Genomic DNA, 24601 nt, shown 5'->3' on the forward strand with positions numbered 1-24601 from the left:
CCATGTTTAAGAGACAAGCAATATTCAAGAAGTCTTGAAGCACATAGTTAATTCAGTTAAATTGGATTTCACTCAAACGTATGGAGATAGACGCAATGGTTCGAATTGCGATTGCAGGAGCCGCGGGTCGTATGGGCCGCAATTTAGTAAAAGCTACCCACCACACCTCAAATGCATCTGTTGGGGCAGCATCAGAACGACCAGAGTCATCACTTGTTGGTGTTGATGTTGGCGAACTATGTGGTGAAGGGCACTTTAATATTGCTCTGGTCGATAACCTAGAAAAAGCGATTGCCGAGTTTGATGTCATCATTGATTTTACTGTTCCCCAAAGCACTCTAGCTAATATCGAATTGTGTAAAAAACATAATAAGAAATTAGTCATCGGTACAACAGGATTTTCTACTGATGAGCAGCAGCTGATTAATGAAGCTGCTAAACAAATACCTATTGTTATGGCTCCAAATTACAGTGTCGGCGTCAATTTAGTGTTTAAATTATTAGAAAAAGCAGCAAAAGTGATGGGTGATTATTGTGATATTGAAATTGTTGAAGCGCACCATCGTTTTAAGGTAGATGCACCTTCTGGCACTGCAATCGGTATGGGAGAAGCCATTGCTGGAGCAATGGATAACAATTTAAATGATGTAGCGGTTTATGCTCGTGAAGGTATTACAGGCGAACGTAGCAAAAATGAAATTGGTTTTGCTACTATTAGAGCCGGTGATATTGTTGGTGAACATACTGCGATGTTTGCAGATATTGGTGAAAGAGTTGAGATCACCCACAAAGCAACGGACAGAATGACATTTGCAAATGGTGCAGTAAAAGCTGCTGTTTGGTTAAATCAAAAGCAAGCCGGTTTCTATACTATGACAGATGTATTACAACTGAACGATTTATAATTACATATTTATGCGTCAATCAAGGTTGGCGCTTATACAGCTAATTACTTTTTTCTTTAACTATTAAAGCGTAATTATTGAGCTATTCTCGGTTTTTATCTATTCTTTTTCTCTTTTCTATCCTATTTGTAGTCTATTTCCTTTAAAAGTGTTACTTAACTTACATGCGTTATCGTTTGCTATTGTTACTGTGTGTTATTTTTTGTATTTTTTTATAATATCGTTTTATTTTGACTGATTTGTTGTGCTTCGGTGCATTTATCGGTAGTTAAGTTCATATTTCAAGGCTTCTGAAGAAGATGAGCTTATTAGCCCTTAAAAAATAAACAAAACAAAACGGTATGTTGTTGACACTCATCACACGGATCACTAGAATACCGCCAATTTGTCTAATTTCCATTAAGCTGTTGTATTCAGCGGTAAGGAAGGTAGAATTGCAAATTAATACAAAATTTATGCATTTTTATTCTGGAGGTTGTCTTGAGTAAGTCAGCAATGCTTGTCCTAGAAGATGGGACAGTTTTTAACGGGGTTTCCATTGGGGCACTAGGTTCTGCAGTCGGAGAAGTCGTTTTTAATACCTCGATGACGGGGTATCAAGAAATCCTCACTGATCCTTCCTATTCTCAACAAATCGTTACCCTTACCTATCCTCATATTGGCAATACCGGTACAAACACTGAAGATGAAGAGTCTAACGCAATTCATGCTCAAGGTTTAGTTATCCGAGACCTACCTCTTATTGCTTCAAATTTTCGTAATGAACAATCTTTGTCTGATTACTTAAAATCGCAAAATATTGTTGGTATCGCTGATATTGATACACGAAAACTGACGCGAATCCTACGAGAGAAAGGCGCTCAGAATGGTTGTATTGTTGCAGGTGATAGCTTAGATCAAACAGTAGCACTCGCAAAAACCAAAGAGTTCCCTGGTCTAAAGGGGATGGACTTAGCGAAAGAAGTGACCACTAACGAATCTTTTGCTTGGAAGCAAGGTTCATGGACGTTGATTGGCGGCTTGCCGGAAGCAAAAGCGGACAGCGAATTGCCTTACCATGTGGTTGCTTACGATTTTGGAGCCAAAAGAAATATCTTACGTATGTTAGTTGATAGAGGCTGCCGATTAACGGTTGTGCCTGCCCAAACTCCAGCTGAAGACGTTCTAGCGATGAATCCTGACGGCATTTTCTTATCTAATGGCCCTGGCGATCCTGAACCTTGTACGTATGCGATAGAAGCAACCAAAGTTTTTCTGGACAAAGGACTGCCTATTTTCGGTATTTGCTTAGGGCATCAAATTTTGGCTTTAGCATCGGGTGCAAAAACCAAAAAAATGAAGTTTGGTCATCATGGAGCTAACCATCCGGTAAAAGATTTGGATAGAGATGTGGTTATGATTACTTCTCAAAACCATGGCTTTGCAGCGGATGAGACTACGTTACCTGAAAACCTAAGAGCAACTCATGTTTCTCTTTTTGATGGGTCATTACAAGGTATTCATCGTACCGATAAACCAGCGTTTAGCTTCCAAGGTCACCCAGAAGCAAGCCCTGGTCCTCACGATGCAGCCCCATTGTTTGACCATTTTATCGAACTTATTCAACAGCACAGCGCATAAACGGAGTCGAAAAGAATGCCAAAACGTAATGACATCAAAAGTGTTCTAATCCTTGGTGCTGGCCCGATTGTAATCGGTCAGGCGTGCGAATTTGATTACTCTGGTGCACAAGCATGTAAAGCACTAAGAGAAGAAGGCTATCGAGTTATTCTGGTTAACTCGAATCCAGCGACTATTATGACCGACCCTGAAATGGCCGATGCAACCTACATTGAGCCGATTCATTGGGAAGTAGTTCGCAATATTATAGAGAAAGAACGTCCAGATGCTGTTTTGCCGACAATGGGCGGACAAACGGCTCTTAACTGTGCATTAGATTTAGAAAAATACGGAGTTCTAGAAGAATTCGGTGTTGAAATGATCGGTGCTACCGCAGACGCTATCGATAAAGCAGAAGACCGTTCTCGCTTCGACAAAGCAATGAAATCCATTGGTTTAGAGTGCCCAAGAGCTGATACAGCTAAAACCATGGAAGAAGCGTACAAAGTTCAAGAAATGGTTGGCTATCCATGTATCATTCGCCCTTCATTTACTATGGGTGGTACTGGTGGCGGTATTGCTTATAACAAAGAAGAATTTGAAGAGATCTGCCGACGTGGTTTAGATCTTTCACCAACCAATGAATTATTGATCGATGAATCGCTTATTGGTTGGAAAGAGTATGAAATGGAAGTGGTTCGCGACAAAAATGATAATTGCATCATTGTCTGTGCGATAGAAAACTTCGACCCAATGGGGATTCATACTGGTGATTCTATTACTGTTGCACCTGCTCAAACATTAACGGATAAAGAATATCAGTTAATGCGTAATGCTTCATTAGCAGTATTGCGTGAAATTGGCGTAGAAACAGGTGGTTCTAACGTTCAGTTTGGTATCAATCCAAAAGATGGCCGCATGGTTATCATTGAGATGAATCCACGTGTATCCCGTTCTTCTGCGTTAGCTTCAAAAGCCACAGGTTTCCCTATCGCAAAAGTCGCGGCAAAATTAGCGATTGGTTATACGCTCGATGAGTTAATGAATGATATTACTGGTGGCGCGACTCCAGCTTCTTTCGAACCAACCATCGATTATGTTGTTACTAAGATCCCTCGTTTTAACTTCGAAAAATTTGCGGGTTCTAATGACCGACTAACCACTCAAATGAAGTCGGTTGGTGAAGTTATGGCTATTGGGCGTAACTTTCAAGAATCTATGCATAAAGCGTTACGTGGCCTAGAAGTAGGCGCGTCTGGCTTCGATGAGATGGTTGATCTTGATACTCCAGATGCGTTGACTAAAATTCGTCATGAGTTAAAAGAAGCAGGTGCTGAGCGTATTTGGTATATCGCCGATGCATTTCGTGCAGGTTTATCTGTCGATGGCGTATTTAATCTTACCTCTATTGATCGTTGGTTCTTAGTGCAAATTGAAGAACTGGTTCAGATTGAAGAACAACTTAAAGTTGGTGGATTTGCTGGTTTAAATAAAGACATCTTACGCAAAGTGAAACGTAAAGGTTTTGCTGATGAACGTTTATCAACACTTTTAGGTATAGCGGAAAGTGAGATTCGTCGTTTACGTGACCAGTATGATATTCACCCTGTTTATAAGCGTGTAGATACTTGTGCGGCTGAGTTTTCGTCTGATACCGCTTATATGTATTCATCGTATGATGAAGAGTGTGAGTCGCAACCTACCGATAAAGAAAAAATTATGGTTATCGGCGGCGGTCCAAATCGTATCGGCCAGGGTATTGAATTTGATTATTGCTGTGTGCACGCCTCTCTTGCTTTGAGAGAAGATGGTTATGAAACCATTATGGTCAATTGTAATCCTGAGACGGTATCGACCGATTACGACACATCAGACCGACTGTATTTTGAGCCGATCACGTTAGAAGATGTGTTATCTATTGTTCGAGTTGAAAAACCTAAAGGTGTCATTGTTCAATATGGTGGTCAAACGCCTCTTAAACTTGCACGAGCTTTAGAAGCAGCAGGCGTTCCTATTATTGGTACTAGCCCTGATGCTATTGACCGTGCAGAAGACCGCGAACGTTTCCAAGCTGCAGTTGAGCGTCTTGGTCTTAAACAGCCAGAGAATGCAACAGTAACTGCAATGGAACACGCGATTGAAAAATCGAAAGAAATCGGTTTCCCATTAGTGGTTCGTCCGTCGTATGTTCTTGGTGGTCGTGCAATGGAAATTGTCTACGATGAAGCCGATTTAAAGCGTTACTTTAATGAGGCGGTAAGTGTTTCAAATGAATCGCCAGTGCTTTTAGACCGCTTTTTAGATGATGCGGTTGAAGTGGATGTTGATGCGATTTGTGACGGCGAGCGTGTGGTCATTGGCGGTATTATGGAACATATTGAACAAGCCGGTGTTCACTCTGGCGATTCAGCTTGTTCTTTACCTGCTTATACGCTAAGTAAAGAAATTCAAGACGTAATGCGCGAGCAAGTTGAGAAGTTAGCATTTGAACTTGGCGTTCGTGGTCTAATGAATACTCAGTTTGCGGTTAAAGATAACGAGGTCTATCTCATTGAGGTGAACCCACGTGCTGCGCGTACCGTACCATTTGTTTCTAAGGCGACTGGTGCGCCGTTAGCTAAAATCGCCGCGCGAGTAATGGCTGGGCAGTCTTTACAATCTCAAGGCTTTACTCAAGAAATTATTCCGCCTTATTATTCGGTGAAAGAAGTAGTATTACCGTTTGATAAATTCCCGGGTGTTGATCCATTGCTTGGTCCAGAAATGCGTTCAACTGGTGAAGTTATGGGGATTGGTGCTTCTTTCGCTGAAGCGTTTGCCAAAGCTGAACTTGGTTGTAATAAAGAATACCCAGAAGGTGGACGGGCACTGTTATCAGTTCGTAATAACGATAAACAACGTGTGGTAGATTTAGCCTCTAAGTTAACCAAGCTTGGTTATCAATTAGATGCGACTCATGGAACCGCGGTTATTCTAGGTGAAGCGGGTATTAACCCACGCTTGGTAAACAAAGTACATGAAGGTCGACCTCACATTCTTGATCGCATCAAAAATAATGAGTACACCTACATTATTAACACTGCCGCTGGACGTCAGGCAATTGAAGATTCTAAAGTCTTACGTCGTGGTGCACTGCAAGAAAAAGTGAATTATACCACTACATTGAATGCCGCATTTGCCACTTGTATGGCACATACTGCAGACAATCGTAAATCGGTAACGTCGATTCAAGAGTTACATGCAAAAATCAAATAATAAGCTTTTTTGCTGATTAAATAACAATAAAGCCGTAATAACCTGATTAGTTATTACGGCTTTTTTATATCCGAACATGTCCAGTTTATTTATAATTTTGCTACCTTGTTATTATTGGGTAGAGTGAATGATGACTTTATAACCATTACTATTTTCATTGGTAACAAAATCGACAAAGTTCTTAACGTTATCTAATGTATCTTGTTCATAATGAGATACGTATAGTAGCTGGCTCAAATTTTCTTTTGCGATCATGTCTAACGTTTTCATTACTAAGCGCCGGCCAAGATTATCTAACCCTTGATAGGGTTCATCTAAAATAAGCAGAGCAGGTTGTTTTACTAAGGCTCTGGCAACCAACAGTAATCTTTGTTGGCCATATTCTAATTGTTTAAATGGTGTCTTTATAAATTTTTCCATGTGCAGAATATCGAGCCACTCTTTAGCAATATCAATTTCTTTTTTTGCTGGTTGAGTATACAAACCAATTGAATCATAAAATCCGGATAATACGACATCTAATGCGCTACAACTTGCTCTATATTGTAAATGGAGTGATGATGACACCATTCCAATATTTTTCTTTATATCCCAAATCGTTTCTCCACTGCCTCTTTGTTTACCAAAAATTTGAATGTTATTGCTATAACATTGTGGATGATCGCCAAAAATCAGCCCTAATAAAGTGCTTTTTCCGCATCCATTTGGGCCACGGATTTGCCAGTGTTCGCCATTATTAATTCGCCAATTGGCCTGGGAAAATATGATTGTGTCAGTGTAAGCTACTTTGCCATCGGTCAATTCAAACAGTGGATTGTCGAACTTAAAAATATGCTTGTGTTTGTGGATTAGATCCATCATCTTTTCACTTTGCACTTCGGATTGAGCGGCAAGTTGAGCGATAATTGGATGATTATTCCAACTGGATCGCGGCATCGTATCGATTAGTTTTCCGTTATCAAATAAGGCGATGTTATCCACCCATTCTGGCATTTCATCTTCGCGTGATACAACAACGATCAACTGAATGGATTGTGCAAGGTTAGCAAGATACCTAGCTAAATTATTTCTATGTAATGCATCTAAGCCAGCGTAGGGTTCGTCTAATATCAACAGATTCGGCTGACAGGCAAGCACACGTGCAAGCATTAAACGACGAGTTTCTCCCGTTGATAACACTCGAAAACCGCTGTGTGACAAGTGAGTTAGGTCAAGTTCTTCAATAAGCGTGTTGGTAAGATTATCATCGTTGCACTGTTGATAAATAAGAGAATAAACCGTGCTACCAGTATCGATTTTATCCATAAAATCAGTATCATCAATAGCCAGTTCGGATTCTAATAAACGCTGTTGTTCGGTTAGTGAAATTTGTGCGATATTTTTAGTCAGACCTAGAATTTCACCGTGATCTACTTGCTGTTCTTGGCAAAGTAGATCACCAAGAATGGAGCCGATATCACCTTCTGTACTGAATATTCCCCAAGATTGATGTTGAGAAATATGCCAATCTTCTATTTCAAGCATTGTACTGATGGTTTGCCGTGTTACTTGGCGAAAAGTAATCTCCATTTTTCACTATTTCCTTATTATTTTATGGCAACATGTAATTAAACCATGAGTTAGGGTATAAATAGAAAAAAAGATTCATACAGCTATAGACACTGTATGAATCTACAGTATAATTAATCGCAATTAAGCAAATAGTGCGGAGAAAGTAATGAACGAAAATAAGCAAAAGGCGCTGGCAGCGGCTCTAGGTCAAATTGAGAAACAATTCGGTAAAGGCTCAATTATGCGTCTTGGCGATAACCGCACTATGGACGTAGAAACAATTTCAACGGGTTCTTTGTCTCTAGACATTGCATTAGGTGCCGGTGGCCTTCCTATGGGACGAATTGTTGAAGTTTATGGCCCGGAAAGTTCTGGTAAAACAACACTAACACTTGAGTTGATTGCTGCTGCTCAACGTGCAGGAAAAACGTGTGCGTTTATTGATGCGGAACACGCTCTAGATCCTATTTATGCTAAAGCTTTGGGTGTAGACATTGATGCACTTTTGGTTTCTCAACCTGATACTGGCGAGCAAGCACTTGAAATTGTAGATGCACTGGCTCGTTCTGGCGCAGTAGATGTTATTGTTGTCGATTCTGTTGCCGCACTAACCCCTAAAGCGGAAATTGAAGGTGAAATGGGTGATAGTCATATGGGGCTTCAAGCTCGTATGCTTTCTCAAGCAATGCGTAAGCTAACTGGTAATCTGAAACAATCCAATTGCATGTGTATTTTTATCAACCAAATTCGTATGAAAATTGGTGTTATGTTTGGTAGCCCAGAAACCACAACAGGTGGTAATGCCCTGAAATTTTACGCTTCTGTTCGTCTTGATATTCGTCGTACCGGTGCAATTAAAGAAGGTGATGAAGTAGTAGGTAATGAAACGCGAATTAAAGTTGTTAAGAACAAAATCTCAGCGCCATTTAAGCAAGCGGAAACACAAATTCTTTACGGAAAAGGCTTTAACCGAGAAGGCGAGCTAATTGATTTGGGTGTCAAGCATAAGTTGGTTGAAAAAGCAGGGGCTTGGTACAGTTATCAAGGTGATAAAATTGGCCAAGGTAAAGCGAATGCCGGCAAATATATGCGCGAACATACTGCAACAGCTCTAGAGATAGAAACTAAACTTCGTGAGTTATTATTGGCACCAGTAGTCATTGATGAATCAGAAGAGCCTGAGGCTATTAAACCAGAACCAGAATTATAAACTAAAAAAGCCTCGCTAATGCGAGGCTTTTTATTTTAACTGATTGAAATATAAGTTTTTGTTAAAAGTTTCTTTACTTTCAAGTATTACCTACTAAAAACTAACTCATTGAATATTCTTTGTAAACTCAATGAGTTGACCTTCATCTGATATGATTGTATATCGAATATGGTTAGTGTTGAGATTCATCATATTCAGTGGTTTAACCTGTACACTTAGAGGCAGGGTTGTTACACGCTCTATCACTTCATCACCTATCTGTATTGATAAGAAATTCATGTGCCAATGTGTTTGGTTCGATATGTGTAGTTGATTCCCTACTATTTTAAAATTTATATCTTGGTAATCTGTATCGGATGGTTTTTGTACCCCATTTGGCCTAACTAATATTTTCAAGCGATATCGTAAAGGTAGTGTCACCTTTGCCACATTATCCTCATTATCCATGCCTTGAGGATTAATATCTTGAGGTACCTGCAATATATTCAACCAAAATAAACTCTCACTGGTTACATCTTTTAAATCCGAACGATTCAGCATAACTTTGATTTGCCGTATTTCACCCGGTTCTAACTTAAAAATGGGTGGCAATACAAATACTGGAGTCAATTCCTCGGAAGGATAAGCTAAAATATTGCCAGCATCTGTCCATAATTGGATTGCCGTGGGGTACTCTGCTGAATTAACTAGGCTCAATTCAGCAAACCTATCGTTAGCATTAATGATCAGTCGGGTTTTATCTATATTTACTTCAGCAGTGGCATTGCTAATACTTACAATTGCAAAAGTGAAAAATATAACTAGTTTACTGAAAACTAACAATAATTTGGACTTGGCCATAAACCCTCCCCGCAGTGACCGTTTCCCCAGGTAGTTTTTCTAGTGATGCTGAAAAATTGCCTCGATATATATTATGATCCACCTCAGTTCCTGCGTGCTGGGCCAGCTCTTGGTAGCCATACCAACCACCAGAATTACCGGTATTCGTTAACCTGCTTGGCAAGAGTTGCATCGCTCTGTTATTGCTGTCATAGATTCTAATTCCCACGCCTTGGGCCATATCTGAATCGCCATAATTATTGCTAAGTAAATAGGTAAGGCCACCTTCAGTGGTACTTAGTCCAAGCTCTTGTGCTTTTGATATGGCATTACTTGAGTTGACTAAAAATCCCATCGAAACCGGTCGGGATGTGGTGTTTATGCTAGTGCTTGATTCTACAGCAGTTCCCGACTTCGCATCGGTTTCACACTTCAAGCCTACAGAAAAATTTTCTACGACATTTTGACCAATATTTAGATATTCGCTGCTAACAGTAGGGAACATTATATGCGGCGTATAATCGGTAACTTCACAATAGGCACCGCGGACAAAAGTTAGTTGGTTCTGCCATCCCCAACCACCTGGCCAATAGCTATACCAACCATTATAACAACCCCCACCATGATCACATCCGACGGTTAATCCAGAACTTAGGCCACCTCCTTTAAAGGCTATATAGCCTAGAACCCTAGTGTAGGGAGGGGTATATCGACCATAATCTAAACCATAGTTTGTACTACTATTTGATACTTTTATAACTTCTACGCCTACATCACTGAATAGGCCTGCATGAACGTAAACATAATTATCATCGTAAAACATTTCGGAAGGGTCGAGCTTTCTCGCTTTCCAGTAACGTGAGTAGTATTCACCAGTAGAAAGATTAGTGAAGCGAAATGCAGCATACCGATAGTCTGAATAGTAGGCATTAGGTATGCCTATTACCTCATTCCTACCAGCAAAGTTATCGTCTCCATTGGTGGCATAGTACTCGTATAGTTCATCTTTATCCGATAAGTCGCAGCGAAAAAGAACCTGCTTTTGACCATAGGAGCTTCTATTTGCGCTGGTTAAAAATGAAGCCACAGATGATGCCAATACCGTACCATCTGGTTGAAATGCACTGCCACTATTAATGTTAATAATACCGGGCAGTCCAAGGCTACCATAGTTACCATCTGCCGCTCCATCAACATTGTTGCTTACGTAATAACCAGCCGCTATAGCTTCACTAGACAAATAAGAGGAGGTTGTAGTATCAAGTTTTCTACAAGCCGAAACTGCGAGTGAGCTCCACACAATACACATTACTACCACTAGCTTAATAATTATTTTCATTTTTTTTGCTCACAAGTTTGTGAATACGTATTCAATGCTGCTGTTTTATCCAGAGAGGTAGGATTGATGGGAATAAAACACTCGCGATTGTCATTCCAACGTAAGGTCACACCTTTGGCGCTTTCGTTCAACCTAACATACACTTGCCCAGCTTGCCCAACCATACCAACACTCATTCCCGTATCATCAAATGCGTCCGCTCCCATTGGCGGGTATTCGCCATTTTCTAGCGTAGTGGCTATCAATACGGCATAACCTGTTATTGTTTCAAATGTAACTTTTACTACCGCACCAGAATATGGCACGACTTTCTGGCTGCCGGTTTTTAAATCTACATTGCTGTAAGTATCTGGAGTCGCACCTAGCGCCACATTAGAGTATCGATACGACATTAAAGAAGGAAAAATAGCATAGCCGTTTCCATCAATTTGCGCGCCTTGACCATTTAATAATTGTAATCCTTGCCCATCTTCAGCATGGACTAAAGCAAAAGCATCGCTAACATAAGGGCCGAATGTTACGCCTCCGCTATGAGCAAGAATGGTACCTGACATTCCTGCGGAAACACGATTGTAGCCTTGCCCAGTTGCCGCTGAAAAGGATACATTCCCATACCTAGTCCTGGTTGATAGATTTGCGCCATAGGTATTATTACCACTTTCATGACCAGCATAAGCAGAATAGGACATTTGTGCTTTTTCTCCAATAGTTCCGGCGATGCTGGTGGTTGCTGTTTCTCCAGAATCACTTTGGGTATAGTTAAAGCTAACGGTTGACCAGCGGTCGAATATATCAAACGGTATCGACACGCCTACTGCCATGGTTGTTTCGTACCTTCCGTCGGTGCTATTGGTAAAACTATATTGCCTTCCTAAAGATAGATTATAGGAGACATTGTTCCAACTATTACTGTATGCCGCTTGATAGTTAATATTGGCGTTATCTTGATCATAATAATCGGCTATTGAGCCACTGACATTCAGTGATCCAAATTCCGCTAATGACTGGCTAAGCGATATGGTGAATCTATTGCGTTGATTAAAAGTGTCGGAAACATAGCCGCTTGTACCAGTGCTAATTTGTTCCCTTCTACCTAACACATCTGTCAAACTCATATAACCTTTTGATGAGTATCGATAGGCGAGCAATGATAGGTGCATACCAGTATCGAATGAACGAGCAAACGAGGTCTCGAGTTGCCATCCTTTGCTTGCTGGTTCACTTTCATAAGCTTGAGTGAAAGCATAGGTTCCTTTGAAACCAAATGCGCCTATTGGCGTAGCTATTACGCCGCCTGACATGTACGCTTGATAATCCTCCCCTAGTCTTACTCCTGAATTTAATGTTAAGAAATTGCTCATGCCATGTTGTATGGTCGCCTGAGCAAACCAGCTATTGACATTGTCGTAACCACGCACATTGCCAGTAGCAACATTATAAACTTCATTACCCGGCCTTATTGACAAAGGTACCGACGAGTACGGGACGGTATACGTATTCACCACGCCATCACTTTCACGAATGATTACCTGTAAATCACCATTGCTTTTTGTATCGTTTAAATCATTGATAACAAATGGTCCCGGCGGTACGGTGATTTCACGAATGACTTGGCCATTTTGTAAAACGGATACATGGGCGTTTGTTAAAGCCACTCCATTTACTTCTGGTGCATAACCTAATTGGCTTTGTGGCCACATACGCTTGTCGGTTTCGAGCTTGATACCTGTGTAAGATACGCTACCAAATAACCCTTCTGAAGTATAAGATTCACCTAAAATGACGTTACTAGCAATGCTAGCAATTGGCCTCTGAACGTAAGTGTTTAGTGCGCTGTAATCATGCTCATCATCACTGATTCTAACAAAACCGTCATGCCTAAATTGCCACAGTCCTATGTTACTGCCTACTTTGAAATTACTGTTTAAATACTGGTGATTTTGTGAATCATCGTATTGAGTGAAGTAGTAGTTAGAATTATGCTTAATAAATAAAGCAGATATACCACCGTCCCATTTACTCGGGTCGATATAACCCTCTCTTTCTCGAATTAACGCAGCTTGAGGAATTGTGTAGTCAAGTTTGAAATTTGATGGTTCAAATTTCCATGAAGATGACGGGATTAAATCAGATACAAAGTAACACTCAAGATTATGTTTTGGCGCTGGTACTCTCAACACGTCTAATTGAGTAAGAGAAAAGCACCCTTCAAATTTATCGAGTTTTGCGTTCATCGCAGAGCGTATCTCAAAGTTGGCTTTAACCAGTTTTCCATTTAAGTATAGATCAATGGTACTTGTGCCATTTATCCCATAGTTGGATAAATCAGAGTCACTATTTAAGTAACGATCGACATTAACGCTTCCTTGAAATAAAGAGGCATCAAATTGAGGCTTTTCAACCGCCATAGCAAAACAACTAAGTAGAGTTAAAGCCGTAGCAATAAAAATCTTTTTTTGCATGAAACTTACTACCTCTATTAGAAGTAAAGTGGATACTTTCTTTCCGTTAGACCACCTTGGTCATTAACGGACGAGAAAGTAAAGTTTGCTGGTGTAGAAGACAAGTCGTTACCAAAATCTGATATAAATTCAAAGTCTTGATAAGAATATGGCGCAACCATTAAGCCTGCCGATGCTAACTTTGTATCGCCGTACTCAAGCTTCGCCACGCCAGACATGGATAAATATAAAGGTCTATTATTGGTTACTCGTAATTGTAAGGTTTTATTATTGTATTCAAGAACATCAAGTTGAATATCTTGTGCCCAATTGGTTTGGTAATTGGCGATTTTTTTTGGTCGGTAGAAAAGTTTTACTTTGTGCTTAATGGTAATTACAAGTTTGTTGTTATCTTCATTACCATCGGTAACATCTGTATTTGCTGGAACCTGCAAAAAGTTGAAGTATGATACGGATTCTCGGTCGTCAGAAAACGCCTGTTTATCAATAAGGACAGCCCTTATAACTTGTCCAGTGTTTGCTTCTAATTTTGCGATAGGAGGAATGACTGCATAAGGTGTTTCTTCAATTTTTTCAGATGGCTTGTCATTGTTTTCAGTCCAAGATTGCACAAAAAACACTTTGTCACTTTTATTGTTCAGCTGAACATTGACGAACTCTTTACCTTCATTATATACAATACGACTTCCTGTCATGACGATATTGGCAGATGTATTGGTAGAAATAAAAAAGAGTAGAAAATAGAGTGTTTTTTTCATAGCACGAATCCCAGAGTTAACCGTATTTGCAACCAATTGGTTTAAATGAAGAATAGTAAGATATAGAACGTTTTTATCAGTGTGGTTTGTATGTATTGAACAGATGGGTATAAGATAAAATTTATTTCTTATACCCAACTTAATCAGAGGTGCTTCAGGTAGAGCACTTAATGTGATTTATTGATACGAAATTGCATATTGGAGAGATGCGTTTACCGTACCGGCAGCTGAAAGGCCTGTGGCATAGTACTGAGCTTTATATGTAGCGGTAGCTTCTGTGGCTGTTGCATCAGCAAGATTCAAGTCACCAACTCCGTTAAAATCACTGGTGAAATCAATCGCGCTGCTTGCAGTATCTAAAATTTGTATATCAACATTTGTCGCTGATCCTGTATTTCCTAAGTTTCCTGCTGTCGTTACTTGGTTGCCAACAAAAACAGTAGATATATCGCCTGTTGCACCAGCGGTACAACCAGAAACAGAAATATTGAATTCAGTAGTACCAGCAACGTTGCCATCTGCTGCCAAATCTGAGGTAGATACAGTTGGTAATAATACTACTGGATTTGCTTCCTCTCCATTTACATCAACAACACAAGTTTGGTCGGTTACTTCCCCTTGAAAGGTAATAACGTTTGCTTGTGCTGCTAAAACACTGGTGCTTAATATTGTGACGGCAGAAAGTAGTGCTAAATTTGACTTTTTCATTTTTTAAACCCTTAAGGATAATCTATCCTATAAATTTGATGAACCATTCAGTTCGTTAATTGATGAGGGCACTTTAGTTGATCTGAATGATCTATTCGTTATCATTCAGATCGAAATAATATAAATTAAATGCTAATAATTACGTTTTTAGAAGTTAGTTGGATTTATTAAAGTCATGATAAGAAAATGTAAAATAATATTTCATCTACACTACGAACATATAATGAATGTGTTATTTAAATGTTATTTTTGTTAACGAAATTGTTACAAAGTAACAGTGAGCTTAAAAAGTAACTCTTATTCTTTTATTTAAGAAAACTAGCCGAAATCAGCCCCTTCATTTACAATACCCGGCAAATAATTATTTTTGGGCGCTATTGCTCTAAATTCATCTTAAAAATTTTGGGAAGAGTCGCATGTATATGAGCACCGACGAGTTACGCCGTGCGTTTCTAGAGTTCTTTGAAAGCAAAGGACATCAGATAGTAGAAAGTTCATCATTGGTTCCAGAAAACGATCCAACTTTGTTGTTCAACAATGCCGGAATGAACCAGTTTAAAGATTGTTTTTTAGGTATAGATAAACGTGCCTACACAAGAGCGACAAGTGCTCAGCGTTGTGTCCGTGCAGGTGGTAAACATAATGACTTAGAGAATGTTGGGTTTACTGCGCGTCACCATACTTTTTTCGAAATGCTGGGCAACTTTAGTTTTGGCGACTATTTTAAAAACGATGCAATCAGTTATGCATGGGAGTTTTTAACTAAAGTACTCAAGTTACCACAAGAAAAATTATTAGTAACTGTGTATGAAACCGATGATGAAGCATTCGATATTTGGAACAAAGATGTCGGTATTCCTGCAGATCGTATTGTTCGCATTGGTGATAAAGACGGCGGTAAACCATACGAGTCAGACAACTTCTGGCAAATGGGTGATACCGGGCCGTGTGGCCCTTGTACTGAGATTTTTTATGACCACGGTGAGCATATTTGGGGTGGACGCCCTGGCACACCTGAAGAAGACGGCGATCGTTTTATAGAAATATGGAACAACGTCTTTATGCAATTTAATCGTCATGCTGACGGTACAATGGAACCTTTGCCTAAGCCATCAGTCGATACAGGAATGGGGATTGAGCGTATTGCCGCTATTATGCAAGGTGTGCATTCAAACTATGAAATTGATATCTTCCAAACCTTAATTAAAGCCTCTGCTGAAGTGATTGGTTATGAGGACTTATCTAATCAGTCGCTTCGTGTTGTTGCTGATCATATACGTTCTTGTGCTTTTTTGATTGTTGACGGTGTTATGCCATCCAATGAGGGACGAGGGTATGTACTTCGTCGAATTATTCGCCGTGCCGTTCGTCATGGTAATAAGCTCGGTGCGCAAGGGGTGTTCTTCTATAAATTGGTTGCCGTTCTTGCTGATGTTATGGGGTCTGCTGGTGTCGAGTTGAAAAAGCAACAGGCCTTGGTTGAGAAAGTTCTGCGAATCGAAGAAGAAAACTTCAGTCGTACACTTGACCGTGGTATGACCATCCTTAACGACGCGTTAGATGCGCTTGAAGGAAAAGAACTTGATGGTGAAATGGTATTTAAACTTTACGATACCTATGGATTTCCAGCCGATTTAACCGCTGATGTAGCACGTGAACGTAACTTTACTATTGATGAAGCTGGCTTTGAAAAAGCCATGTCAGCACAACGTAAAAGAGCGCGTGAAGCGGGGCAATTTGCGACTGATTATAATGAAGCGATTAAGGTTGATGCAACGACTGAGTTTTTGGGTTACCAAGGGACAGAGTCTACTAGCCAAGTGGTAGCAATATTTGTTGATGGAGGCCAAGTTGATTCATTATCAGCAGGGGATAAGGCGATTATTGTTTTAGATGAAACGCCATTCTATGCAGAATCCGGTGGTCAATGTGGCGACGCTGGTGTTCTTAAAGTGGCCTCGGGTTTGTTTAAAGTTGAAGATACTCAGAAATTAGGTAGCGCAATTGCTCACCATGGTGAATTAATTGAAGGTGTTTTTGCTAAAGAAGATGCGGTACACGCGTTGGTTGATGCAAAACGCCGACAAGCGATATCTCTCAATCACTCTGCTACCCATTTGGTGCATGCTGCTTTACGTCAAGTACTTGGCGAACATGTTACTCAAAAAGGGTCATTAGTAAAACCAGACGGCTTACGTTTTGATTTCTCGCACTTAGAAGCGGTTAAAGCGGAAGAGTTACGTGAAGTAGAAAGAATAGTAAACCGCCAAATACGTGCTAACAATGTGATCGAAACAAATATCATGGATATTGAGTCAGCCAAGAAAAAAGGCGCGATGGCTCTGTTTGGTGAAAAATACGATGCGCAAGTTCGTGTCTTAACTATGGGCGATTTCTCTACTGAGCTTTGCGGTGGTATCCACGTAAATAATACCGGTGATATTGGGCTGTTCAAGATTGTTTCCGAAAGTGGTATCGCAGCTGGTATCCGACGTATTGAAGCGACCACAGGTGAAGCTGCACTTGATGTACTTGAAGCACAACAAGCGCAATATGAATTGAGATTGATTGAAGCTACTAATAAATCTAAAGGATTAGAGAAAGAAATACAGCAACTAAAAGATAAATTAGCCACGGTAGAAAGTGCCAATGTGCTAGGTAAAGTTGAGCATATTTCTGGACACAAAGTGTTAGTTGCAGCATTACAAGATGCAGATAATAAAAACTTGCGTATTATGGTAGACAACATCAAAAACCAGATCGGTAGTGGTGTTATTTTGTTAGCTAACATTAATGGTGATAAGGTTGGTCTAATTGCTGGTGTAACCAAAGATTTAGTTGGCAAAGTAAAAGCGGGTGAGCTGGTAAATATGGTCGCAATGCAGATCGGCGGTAAAGGCGGAGGTCGTCCAGATATGGCACAAGCTGGCGGCACCGATGTGGCCGCTTTACCTGAAGCGCTTAAAACCGTTAAAGGCTGGTTAGAAGAACGCTTTTAATTCAGTATGTTAAGTTAGTAAAAAAACCAACTAATTATTCATTAGTTGGTTTTTTTACATCAAATAGAACCTAATTTGTCGAACATTATTTATTGGTTATTTAATCAACGTTGACGTGTTATTAACTTAAGGCCTGCCCATGTTTAGTTTGCTATTTATCCATGCTTAGAAACAAATCAAAGAAGTGGTCAGAAGTACGAGTATCAAGATAAGTAACGTTAAGAGTAGTTTTTATGGAAAAAATCCGTAATAGTTAATAAGTTGACTATAGTTATTGATAACGTTTTAGTTTTAAGTAGTAAATAACAAGCTTTCTGTCGTATTGTCGGTTGTATGTAAATTTGTTCGTCGTATGTAAAAGTGAAATAAAAAGAATAATTTTGACAAGTGGTGGTAGGTATACCATCTTTTTGTTAAGCCCTGTTTGTTAGGGAAAAGAGCTAACCTTATTGATGAAATATAAATAAATTAAAAGGAAGAGCTTGAAAAGCAAATAAAAGTAACTATTTCTTTACTAGACTAGTTTACGTAAATGCTATTAATGTTGGATAATAAGCGTTATTGCTTAAAAGTTCAGAGATTACTCAAGGAGTGGAAGAATGCTGATTTTAACTCGCCGGGTAGGCGAAACCCTAATGATAGGTGATGAAGTAACAGTGACAGTACTGGGTGTGAAGGGTAACCAGGTTCGAATTGGTGTTAATGCTCCGAAAGAAGTATCCGTGCATCGTGAAGAAATTTATATGCGTATTCAAGCAGAAAAAGGTGCTGCTCCAGCAACAGGAAATTTCTAAATTTTCTGTTGATGAAGGAGGCTGGCTTGTTGCTAGCCTTTTTTGTATCTGATAGGTTCCTTAAAATATGTGTAATATTGAAGATGTTAAATGGCTGAATATTTCCAATAAAAGCATGTTTTTCCATCTGGTTGGTTGATTAGTGGCCTATCACGCGTTTTTTCACTAATTTAATTCAGAAAGTATTTGACATATTTTGGGTAAATCGTAATATGTGCCTCCGCAAGATGGTGAGGTGGCCGAGAGGCTGAAGGCGCTCCCCTGCTAAGGGAGTATACGGCTTAATACCGTATCGAGGGTTCGAATCCCTCCCTCACCGCCATTCTTGTGAAATAAACATTGCGCGCTCGTAGCTCAGCTGGATAGAGTACCTGGCTACGAACCAGGCGGTCGAAGGTTCGAATCCTTCCGAGCGCGCCATATTATTTAATTAATGATGAATGTTCTTGTTAGTTTTGCAGCTAAAAAGATAGATCGTTAAATAGAAAAGATAAAAACGGTGAGGTGGCCGAGAGGCTGAAGGCGCTCCCCTGCTAAGGGAGTATACGGCTTAATACCGTATCGAGGGTTCGAATCCCTCCCTCACCGCCATTATTAGATAAACATTGCGCGCTCGTAGCTCAGCTGGATAGAGTACCTGGCTACGAACCAGGCGGTCGAAGGTTCGAATCCTTCCGAGCGCGCCATTATTTAAACAACTTAGTTAGTAACAGTTTTAAATTGTTACTGGCTGGGTTTTTGTTACATCGTTTTAGCAACACCCTGCGCGCTCGTAGCTCAGCTGGATAGAGTACCTGGCTACGAACCAGGCGGTCGAAGGTTCGAATCCTTCCGAGCGCGCCATTATTTAAACAACTTAGCTAGTAATAGTTTTAAATTATTACTATTTGGGTTTTATATAACATCATTTTAGCAACACCCTGCGCGCTCGTAGCTCAGCTGGATAGAGTACCTGGCTACGAACCAGGCGGTCGAAGGTTCGAATCCTTCCGAGCGCGCCATTTTCTCTTGTTATCCAGTTCATCTTTTCTTGGTATCCAACGCCATTGTCTCTGTTTTTTCAATATAGTGATAATTTTTTGTTGTTTTTAAGCAAAAACATCCGCTATTAACACTTTTTTATCATCTTCATTACCTTGTATTTACAAAGTTCTATTATCTGAAAAAGAAATTTTAGTTTTATCTGTTATCTCTCCGTTTTATTACCTATCTCTCAGTATTTTTAACTTTATTGGCTTAATTTATTTTTATCGTACGCTTGTTTTTGAAGAGAGTTAACTTTTAGTATTGGTATTGTTTAATAATTTAAATCATAAAAACTGCTGTTAGCTCACTTGAGTGTGTATTCAAATTTGACAATTTATCACTAATCGAGATAATCCTAGCCGTACAAGTTTGCGAATGGATCTCAAACTTGTTGATAATGTGTCTTTAAGACAGCGAAAGGAAGCATAATGACAGATATTGGAAGCTTATTGGAACAAGCAGCAACACTCATGATTACAGGCATGGCGGTTGTGTTTTTGTTTCTTACCATTCTTGTATACCTAGTTCGGTTCATGTCTTCGATAGTACCGGAAGAAATCCCAGAGCCGATCGTTGCTCCACTTCAGAATTCTAAAGTTCAACAATCATCATCTACTGTTAGTCCACAAGTTGTAGCAGCGATATCTGCTGCGGTGCATAAATACCGAACTTCTAATACTAAGTAGTAGTTTTAATAAGATTAAAAGGAGTTATTGAGCATGTCTAAACCACTTGCTATTACTGATGTAGTGTTGCGTGATGCTCATCAATCGCTGTTTGCGACTCGTATGCGTATTGAAGATATGTTACCTATTGCGTCTGAATTGGACAAAATTGGTTACTGGTCATTAGAAACATGGGGTGGAGCGACATTTGATTCCTGCATTCGTTTCTTAGGTGAGGACCCATGGGAACGCTTGCGTGAATTAAAAAAAGCAATGCCAAACACGCCAATGCAAATGTTGTTAAGAGGCCAAAATCTTTTGGGCTATCGTCATTATGGTGATGATGTTGTAGAAAAATTTGTAGAGCGTGCACATGTCAATGGTATGGATGTTTTTCGTATCTTTGATGCAATGAACGACGTGCGTAATTTTCAACAGGCAGTCAAATCTGTTGTAAAAGTTGGCGGACATGCCCAAGGCACTTTATCTTATACAACCAGTCCTGTGCATAATTCTGATACTTGGGTTGATTTAGCCAAACGTCTAGAGGATTTGGGGTGTCACTCACTGTGTATTAAAGATATGTCTGGCTTACTGAGACCTTACGAAGCAGAAGAGTTAGTGACTCGAATTAAAGCATCTTGTGATGTGCCACTTGCACTTCATTGTCATGCAACAACCGGTCTTTCTACTGCGACTGCGGTTAAAGCAGTAGAAGCAGGTTTAGATATCCTTGATACCTCTATTTCGTCTATGAGCCAAACCTATGGGCACACTCCAACAGAAACCGTTGTAGCTATGCTCGAAGGAACAGAGCGCGATACTGGGCTAAAATTAGAGCCACTTGAATCCATTGCCACTTATTTCAGAGAAGTTCGTAAAAAGTATGCAAAATGGGAAGGTGCAATGAAAGGCGTAGATTCACGCATTCTTATTGCTCAAGTACCTGGTGGCATGTTAACCAATATGGAAGGTCAATTAAAAGAGCAAGGTGCGGCAGACCGAATAGACGAAGTTCTACAAGAGATCCCGCGTGTTCGTGAAGACCTTGGTTTTATTCCTTTGGTTACACCAACATCTCAAATTGTCGGTACTCAGGCGGTTATTAATGTTCTTACCGGCGAGCGTTATAAAAGCATTACTAAAGAAACAGCTGGTGTACTAAAAGGTGAATATGGTACTGCGCCAGCAGAAGTAAACAAAGAACTACAAGCCCGCGTATTGGAAGGTTCTGAAGCGATCACTTGTCGCCCAGCTGATCTGATCGATGATGAATTAGATACTCTAACGACTGAGCTGCTAGAAAAAGCCAAATCAGACGGAATTTCACTAGCAGAAGATACCGTAGATGATGTATTAACCTATGCGTTGTTCCCTCAAGTTGGTCTGAAATTTCTGAAAAATCGTCACAACCCTGATGCATTTGAGCCTGCCCCAGGTAAAGAGCCGGAAGTTTCCGCTACCCCTGTAGTGTCTTCGGCTACTGTTGGTGGCGTGGAAGCGTATAGCGTTAAAGTGGATGGCCAAGTTTACAATGTTGAAGTTGGCCCTGAAGGCGAGTTGACGTCTGTCACTTCACCGTCAGCTACACCGACAGAAAAAGTTACAGCCCCGCAGACAAACTCTACCGCCGCAGCTAATGCAGAGCCAGTAGTTGCACCATTGGCTGGTACTATTTTCAAAGTTATTACCACTCCGGGAGCACAAGTTGCAGAAGGGGATGTATTGATTATTTTGGAAGCGATGAAAATGGAAACAGAAATTCGTGCAGCAAAAGCAGGAACCGTTGCTGATATCAATGTAAAAGAAGGGGATGCTGTCGCGGTTGGCTCTCCTTTGCTAAGTTTGACGTAAGGGAGAATCATGGAAGGTTTAATGCGTCTTTGGAGTGAAACAGGAATAGCCAATTTTGAGTTTGGTCAGCTGTGTATGATCGCAGTTGGCTGTGTGCTGCTCTTTTTGGCTATTCGTAAAGGCTTTGAGCCTTTACTGCTGTTACCTATTGGTTTTGGTGCCATACTTGCTAATATCCCTAATGCAGGTTTTACTGAGCCTGGTGGAATATTATACTACATCTATCACGTAGGGATAGAGACAGGCGTGTTTCCTTTGCTCATATTTATGGGTGTAGGGGCCATGACGGATTTTGGTGCTTTAATTGCGAATCCAAAAACTTTATGGTTAGGTGCTGCCGCTCAGTTTGGTATTTTTGTAACTCTGTTTGGTGCCATTTTGTTAAATTTCATTCCTGGTATGGAGTTTAGTTTAGCCGATGCTTCTTCTATCGCTATTATTGGTGGCGCAGATGGTCCCACAGCAATATTTTTATCTAGCCGGTTATCACCAGATTTATTAGGTGCTATTGCGGTTGCAGCATACAGCTATATGGCGTTAGTGCCTATTATCCAACCTCCGATAATGAAAGCACTTACCACGCCAGATGAACGAAAAATAACCATGGCTCAATTACGTCATGTTGGTAAAGTAGAAAAAATACTTTTCCCACTTGCCGTATTAATGATGACTATCCTGTTTTTACCATCAGCGACGCCATTAGTTGGTATGTTTTGTTTAGGTAATTTAATGCGCGAAGCCGGTGTTGTTGAGCGTTTATCTAAAACTGCCCAAAATGAACTGATCAATATTGTCACTATTTTCTTAGGTCTAGGGGTTGGGTCTAAATTACAAGCAGATAAATTCTTAAATTTGGAAACTTTGGGTATTCTTGCTCTCGGCGCTTTGGCATTTAGTATTGGCACTGCGGCAGGGGTTATGATGGCCAAATTAATGAATAAGCTATCAAAAGAAGATATTAACCCATTAATCGGTGCAGCAGGGGTGTCAGCAGTACCTATGGCCGCTCGTGTGGTAAATAAAGTCGGGCTAGAAGCCAATCCCCAAAACTTTTTGTTGATGCATGCTATGGGACCTAATGTGGCTGGTGTACTTGGTTCTGCTGTTGCAGCCGGTATTTTGCTAGCATTGGTAGGTTAGTTAGCATTAAATATTCAATAGCTTAGATTGTGCTGTGAATATTTGGTTTAACTAAACAGAACAAAATGGTTTATAGTCAAAGGGATGCAAATGCATCCCTTTTTTTGTCAATTTAAAGGAATAGTTATGACAGACAACATCAAAATAGTAATACCTGAATTTGGAGAGCCTCAAGTACTCGATTTTGTGACTGACACAGTGCCAGTTCCAGCAAAAGGTGAAGTATTGGTTAAGGTCTATTTTGCTGGCTTAAATCCGATTGATGTAAAAACCAGAGCAGGATTAGGTTGGGCCGCAGAGCAAAATAAAGATAATTTACCTTGGACACCAGGGTATGACATATCAGGGAAAATAGTTTCTTTAGGGGAAGACTCTAAACGTTTTTCGGTTGGAAATACAGTCGCTGGGTTGGTTGGTTTTCCATTGACCGCTGGGGGATATAGCCAGTATTTATGTGTGCCTGAAGAGCAATTAAGCCTAGTACCTGATGCGGTAACCTTAGAAGCCGCCGCCGCTCTCCCTGTCGCATCTCAAACCGCGGCACAAGCATTAAGCCAAGCTGAAGTGAAGGCAGGAGATAGAGTTCTTATTCTTGCTGGTGCTGGTGGTGTTGGACATATAGCCGTGCAAATTGCGATTGCAGCGCAAGCTGAAGTTTATACAACGTGCAGTGAAGCAAACTTAGATTATTTGGCACAATTAGGTGCTAATGCGATTAACTACGAATTTGCTGCGGCATCTGAACGAATTTCCGATGTTGACGTATTGATCGATCTTGTTGGTGGCGATACGGCTTTAGACGCACTTAAGTGCTTGAAAGATAAAGCACGAGTAGTGACAGTCCCGACGATAACTAAAGATTTAATTTGTGAAAAAGCACAAATGTTAGGGTTTAGTGCGAGTGGCATGTTGGTTACTCCGAGTTCAGAGCAACTTGATGCCATGTTATACATGGTGAGTGTTGGTTTGTTAAAAGTTGACGTACAGCCCGCCATATCATTCAAACAGGTTGTTGACGCTCATAGACAAATAGAAACTGGCCATACAAGAGGAAAAATTGTGTTGGATATGCGGTGCTAGAGCCGTTATATCTTTACTTTACTGAATCGGCTCTATGGGTACTGGGGATATCAGGCTTTTTTAGTGCCACCTTGCTACCCGGAGCGTCAGAAGCAACCTTCATAGCAACATTGAATACTCATCAATATACCGCTGTATCGATTCTATTGGTGGCGACGCTGGGGAATACATTAGGTGGTGTAACCAATTATTGGATAGGTTTTTGGTTACCGCATCGAACCTCAAAAGAAAAATATGGTCATAAAGCAGTAGAATGGCTACATAAGTATGGATATGCTGCACTTTTATTGAGTTGGCTACCTGTTATTGGCGATCCTCTTTGTCTTGTTGCTGGCTGGCTAAGAATGAAATTTATGCCTTGTATTATGTTAATTGCTTTCGGTAAGGCAATAAGATACAGCTTTTTGCTAGCACTATATTTTGGTTTTTTTTAAGGA

At 40.3% G+C, this 24601-nt stretch carries 17 protein-coding genes and 6 tRNA genes; 17 read left to right on the forward strand and 6 right to left on the reverse strand.

Going from position 1 to position 24601, the window contains the following annotated elements:
• Positions 1–80: 80 nt before the first annotated feature.
• From dapB to carB, 3 genes are all read left to right on the forward strand, one after another.
• Positions 81–905, forward strand: coding sequence for a 4-hydroxy-tetrahydrodipicolinate reductase (dapB, locus tag ACLKML_RS14190; RefSeq protein ID WP_413283740.1), 825 nt, complete (start codon positions 81–83; stop codon positions 903–905).
• Positions 906–1385: 480 nt separating this feature from the next.
• The gene (carA, locus tag ACLKML_RS14195; protein ID WP_413283741.1) at positions 1386–2525 is read left to right on the forward strand and encodes a glutamine-hydrolyzing carbamoyl-phosphate synthase small subunit; all 1140 of its coding nucleotides are present in this window, start codon (positions 1386–1388) and stop codon (positions 2523–2525) included.
• Positions 2526–2540: 15 nt separating this feature from the next.
• Positions 2541–5759, forward strand: coding sequence for a carbamoyl-phosphate synthase large subunit (carB, locus tag ACLKML_RS14200; RefSeq protein ID WP_413283742.1), 3219 nt, complete (start codon positions 2541–2543; stop codon positions 5757–5759).
• A 111-nt stretch (positions 5760–5870) separates the two neighbouring features.
• Here carB and modF read toward each other — a convergent pair whose 3' ends face one another.
• Entirely contained in the window at positions 5871–7328 is a 1458-nt protein-coding gene (gene modF / locus ACLKML_RS14205; protein ID WP_413283743.1) for a molybdate ABC transporter ATP-binding protein ModF, read from the reverse strand.
• A gap of 148 nt (positions 7329–7476) precedes the next feature.
• On the opposite strand from modF, the gene recA reads away from it, so the two are divergent.
• Positions 7477–8520 carry a recombinase RecA gene (gene recA, locus ACLKML_RS14210; RefSeq protein WP_413283744.1) on the forward strand — a complete coding sequence of 348 codons (1044 nt, stop codon included), beginning with the start codon at positions 7477–7479 and terminating at the stop codon, positions 8518–8520.
• A 105-nt stretch (positions 8521–8625) separates the two neighbouring features.
• On the opposite strand, the gene ACLKML_RS14215 is transcribed toward recA, so the two are convergent.
• From ACLKML_RS14215 to ACLKML_RS14235, 5 genes are all read right to left on the reverse strand, one after another.
• Positions 8626–9360, reverse strand: coding sequence for a fimbria/pilus periplasmic chaperone (locus ACLKML_RS14215; RefSeq protein ID WP_413283745.1), 735 nt, complete (start codon positions 9358–9360; stop codon positions 8626–8628).
• Entirely contained in the window at positions 9326–10678 is a 1353-nt protein-coding gene (gene stbD, locus ACLKML_RS14220; RefSeq protein WP_413283746.1) for a fimbrial usher protein StbD, read from the reverse strand. Before stbD ends, ACLKML_RS14215 begins: the two co-directional genes overlap by 35 nt.
• Positions 10675–13140, reverse strand: a complete 2466-nt coding sequence (locus ACLKML_RS14225) for a fimbria/pilus outer membrane usher protein (protein WP_413283747.1) — start codon at positions 13138–13140, stop codon at positions 10675–10677. Before ACLKML_RS14225 ends, stbD begins: the two co-directional genes overlap by 4 nt.
• 17 nt (positions 13141–13157) lie before the next feature.
• Positions 13158–13898, reverse strand: a complete 741-nt coding sequence (locus ACLKML_RS14230; RefSeq protein ID WP_413283748.1) for a molecular chaperone — start codon at positions 13896–13898, stop codon at positions 13158–13160.
• A 177-nt stretch (positions 13899–14075) separates the two neighbouring features.
• Positions 14076–14606, reverse strand: coding sequence for a fimbrial protein (locus tag ACLKML_RS14235; protein ID WP_413283749.1), 531 nt, complete (start codon positions 14604–14606; stop codon positions 14076–14078).
• Positions 14607–15022: 416 nt separating this feature from the next.
• On the opposite strand from ACLKML_RS14235, the gene alaS reads away from it, so the two are divergent.
• From alaS to ACLKML_RS14300, 13 genes are all read left to right on the forward strand, one after another.
• Positions 15023–17605: an alanine--tRNA ligase gene (gene alaS, locus ACLKML_RS14240; protein ID WP_413283750.1), complete on the forward strand. Its 2583-nt coding sequence runs from the start codon at positions 15023–15025 to the stop codon at positions 17603–17605.
• 599 nt (positions 17606–18204) lie between these two features.
• The gene (gene csrA / locus ACLKML_RS14245) at positions 18205–18399 is read left to right on the forward strand and encodes a carbon storage regulator CsrA (protein ID WP_317716919.1); all 195 of its coding nucleotides are present in this window, start codon (positions 18205–18207) and stop codon (positions 18397–18399) included.
• A 229-nt stretch (positions 18400–18628) separates the two neighbouring features.
• A tRNA-Ser gene (locus ACLKML_RS14250) sits at positions 18629–18721 on the forward strand.
• A 21-nt stretch (positions 18722–18742) separates the two neighbouring features.
• A tRNA-Arg gene (locus ACLKML_RS14255) sits at positions 18743–18819 on the forward strand.
• A 78-nt stretch (positions 18820–18897) separates the two neighbouring features.
• Positions 18898–18990 (forward strand) — tRNA-Ser (locus tag ACLKML_RS14260).
• Between the two features lie 18 nt (positions 18991–19008).
• Positions 19009–19085 (forward strand) — tRNA-Arg (locus tag ACLKML_RS14265).
• An 80-nt stretch (positions 19086–19165) separates the two neighbouring features.
• A tRNA-Arg gene (locus ACLKML_RS14270) sits at positions 19166–19242 on the forward strand.
• A gap of 81 nt (positions 19243–19323) precedes the next feature.
• Positions 19324–19400, forward strand: a tRNA-Arg gene (locus ACLKML_RS14275).
• A gap of 453 nt (positions 19401–19853) precedes the next feature.
• A complete protein-coding gene (locus tag ACLKML_RS14280) occupies positions 19854–20111 on the forward strand; it encodes an oxaloacetate decarboxylase subunit gamma (protein WP_413283751.1) in 258 nt (85 codons plus the stop codon).
• A gap of 33 nt (positions 20112–20144) precedes the next feature.
• The gene (gene oadA, locus ACLKML_RS14285) at positions 20145–21944 is read left to right on the forward strand and encodes a sodium-extruding oxaloacetate decarboxylase subunit alpha (protein WP_413283752.1); all 1800 of its coding nucleotides are present in this window, start codon (positions 20145–20147) and stop codon (positions 21942–21944) included.
• A gap of 9 nt (positions 21945–21953) precedes the next feature.
• Positions 21954–23084 (forward strand): sodium ion-translocating decarboxylase subunit beta, encoded by a 1131-nt coding sequence (locus tag ACLKML_RS14290; protein WP_413283753.1) that lies wholly within the window; start codon positions 21954–21956, stop codon positions 23082–23084.
• Between the two features lie 126 nt (positions 23085–23210).
• A complete protein-coding gene (locus ACLKML_RS14295; RefSeq protein WP_413283754.1) occupies positions 23211–24164 on the forward strand; it encodes an NADP-dependent oxidoreductase in 954 nt (317 codons plus the stop codon).
• A complete protein-coding gene (locus tag ACLKML_RS14300; RefSeq protein ID WP_413283755.1) occupies positions 24158–24598 on the forward strand; it encodes a YqaA family protein in 441 nt (146 codons plus the stop codon). The genes ACLKML_RS14295 and ACLKML_RS14300 overlap by 7 nt, the downstream gene beginning before the upstream one ends.
• Positions 24599–24601: the final 3 nt, after the last annotated feature.

Origin of the sequence: Vibrio sp. MA40-2 (assembly GCF_047302445.1) — a bacterium.
Classification (GTDB): Bacteria; Pseudomonadota; Gammaproteobacteria; order Enterobacterales; family Vibrionaceae; genus Vibrio.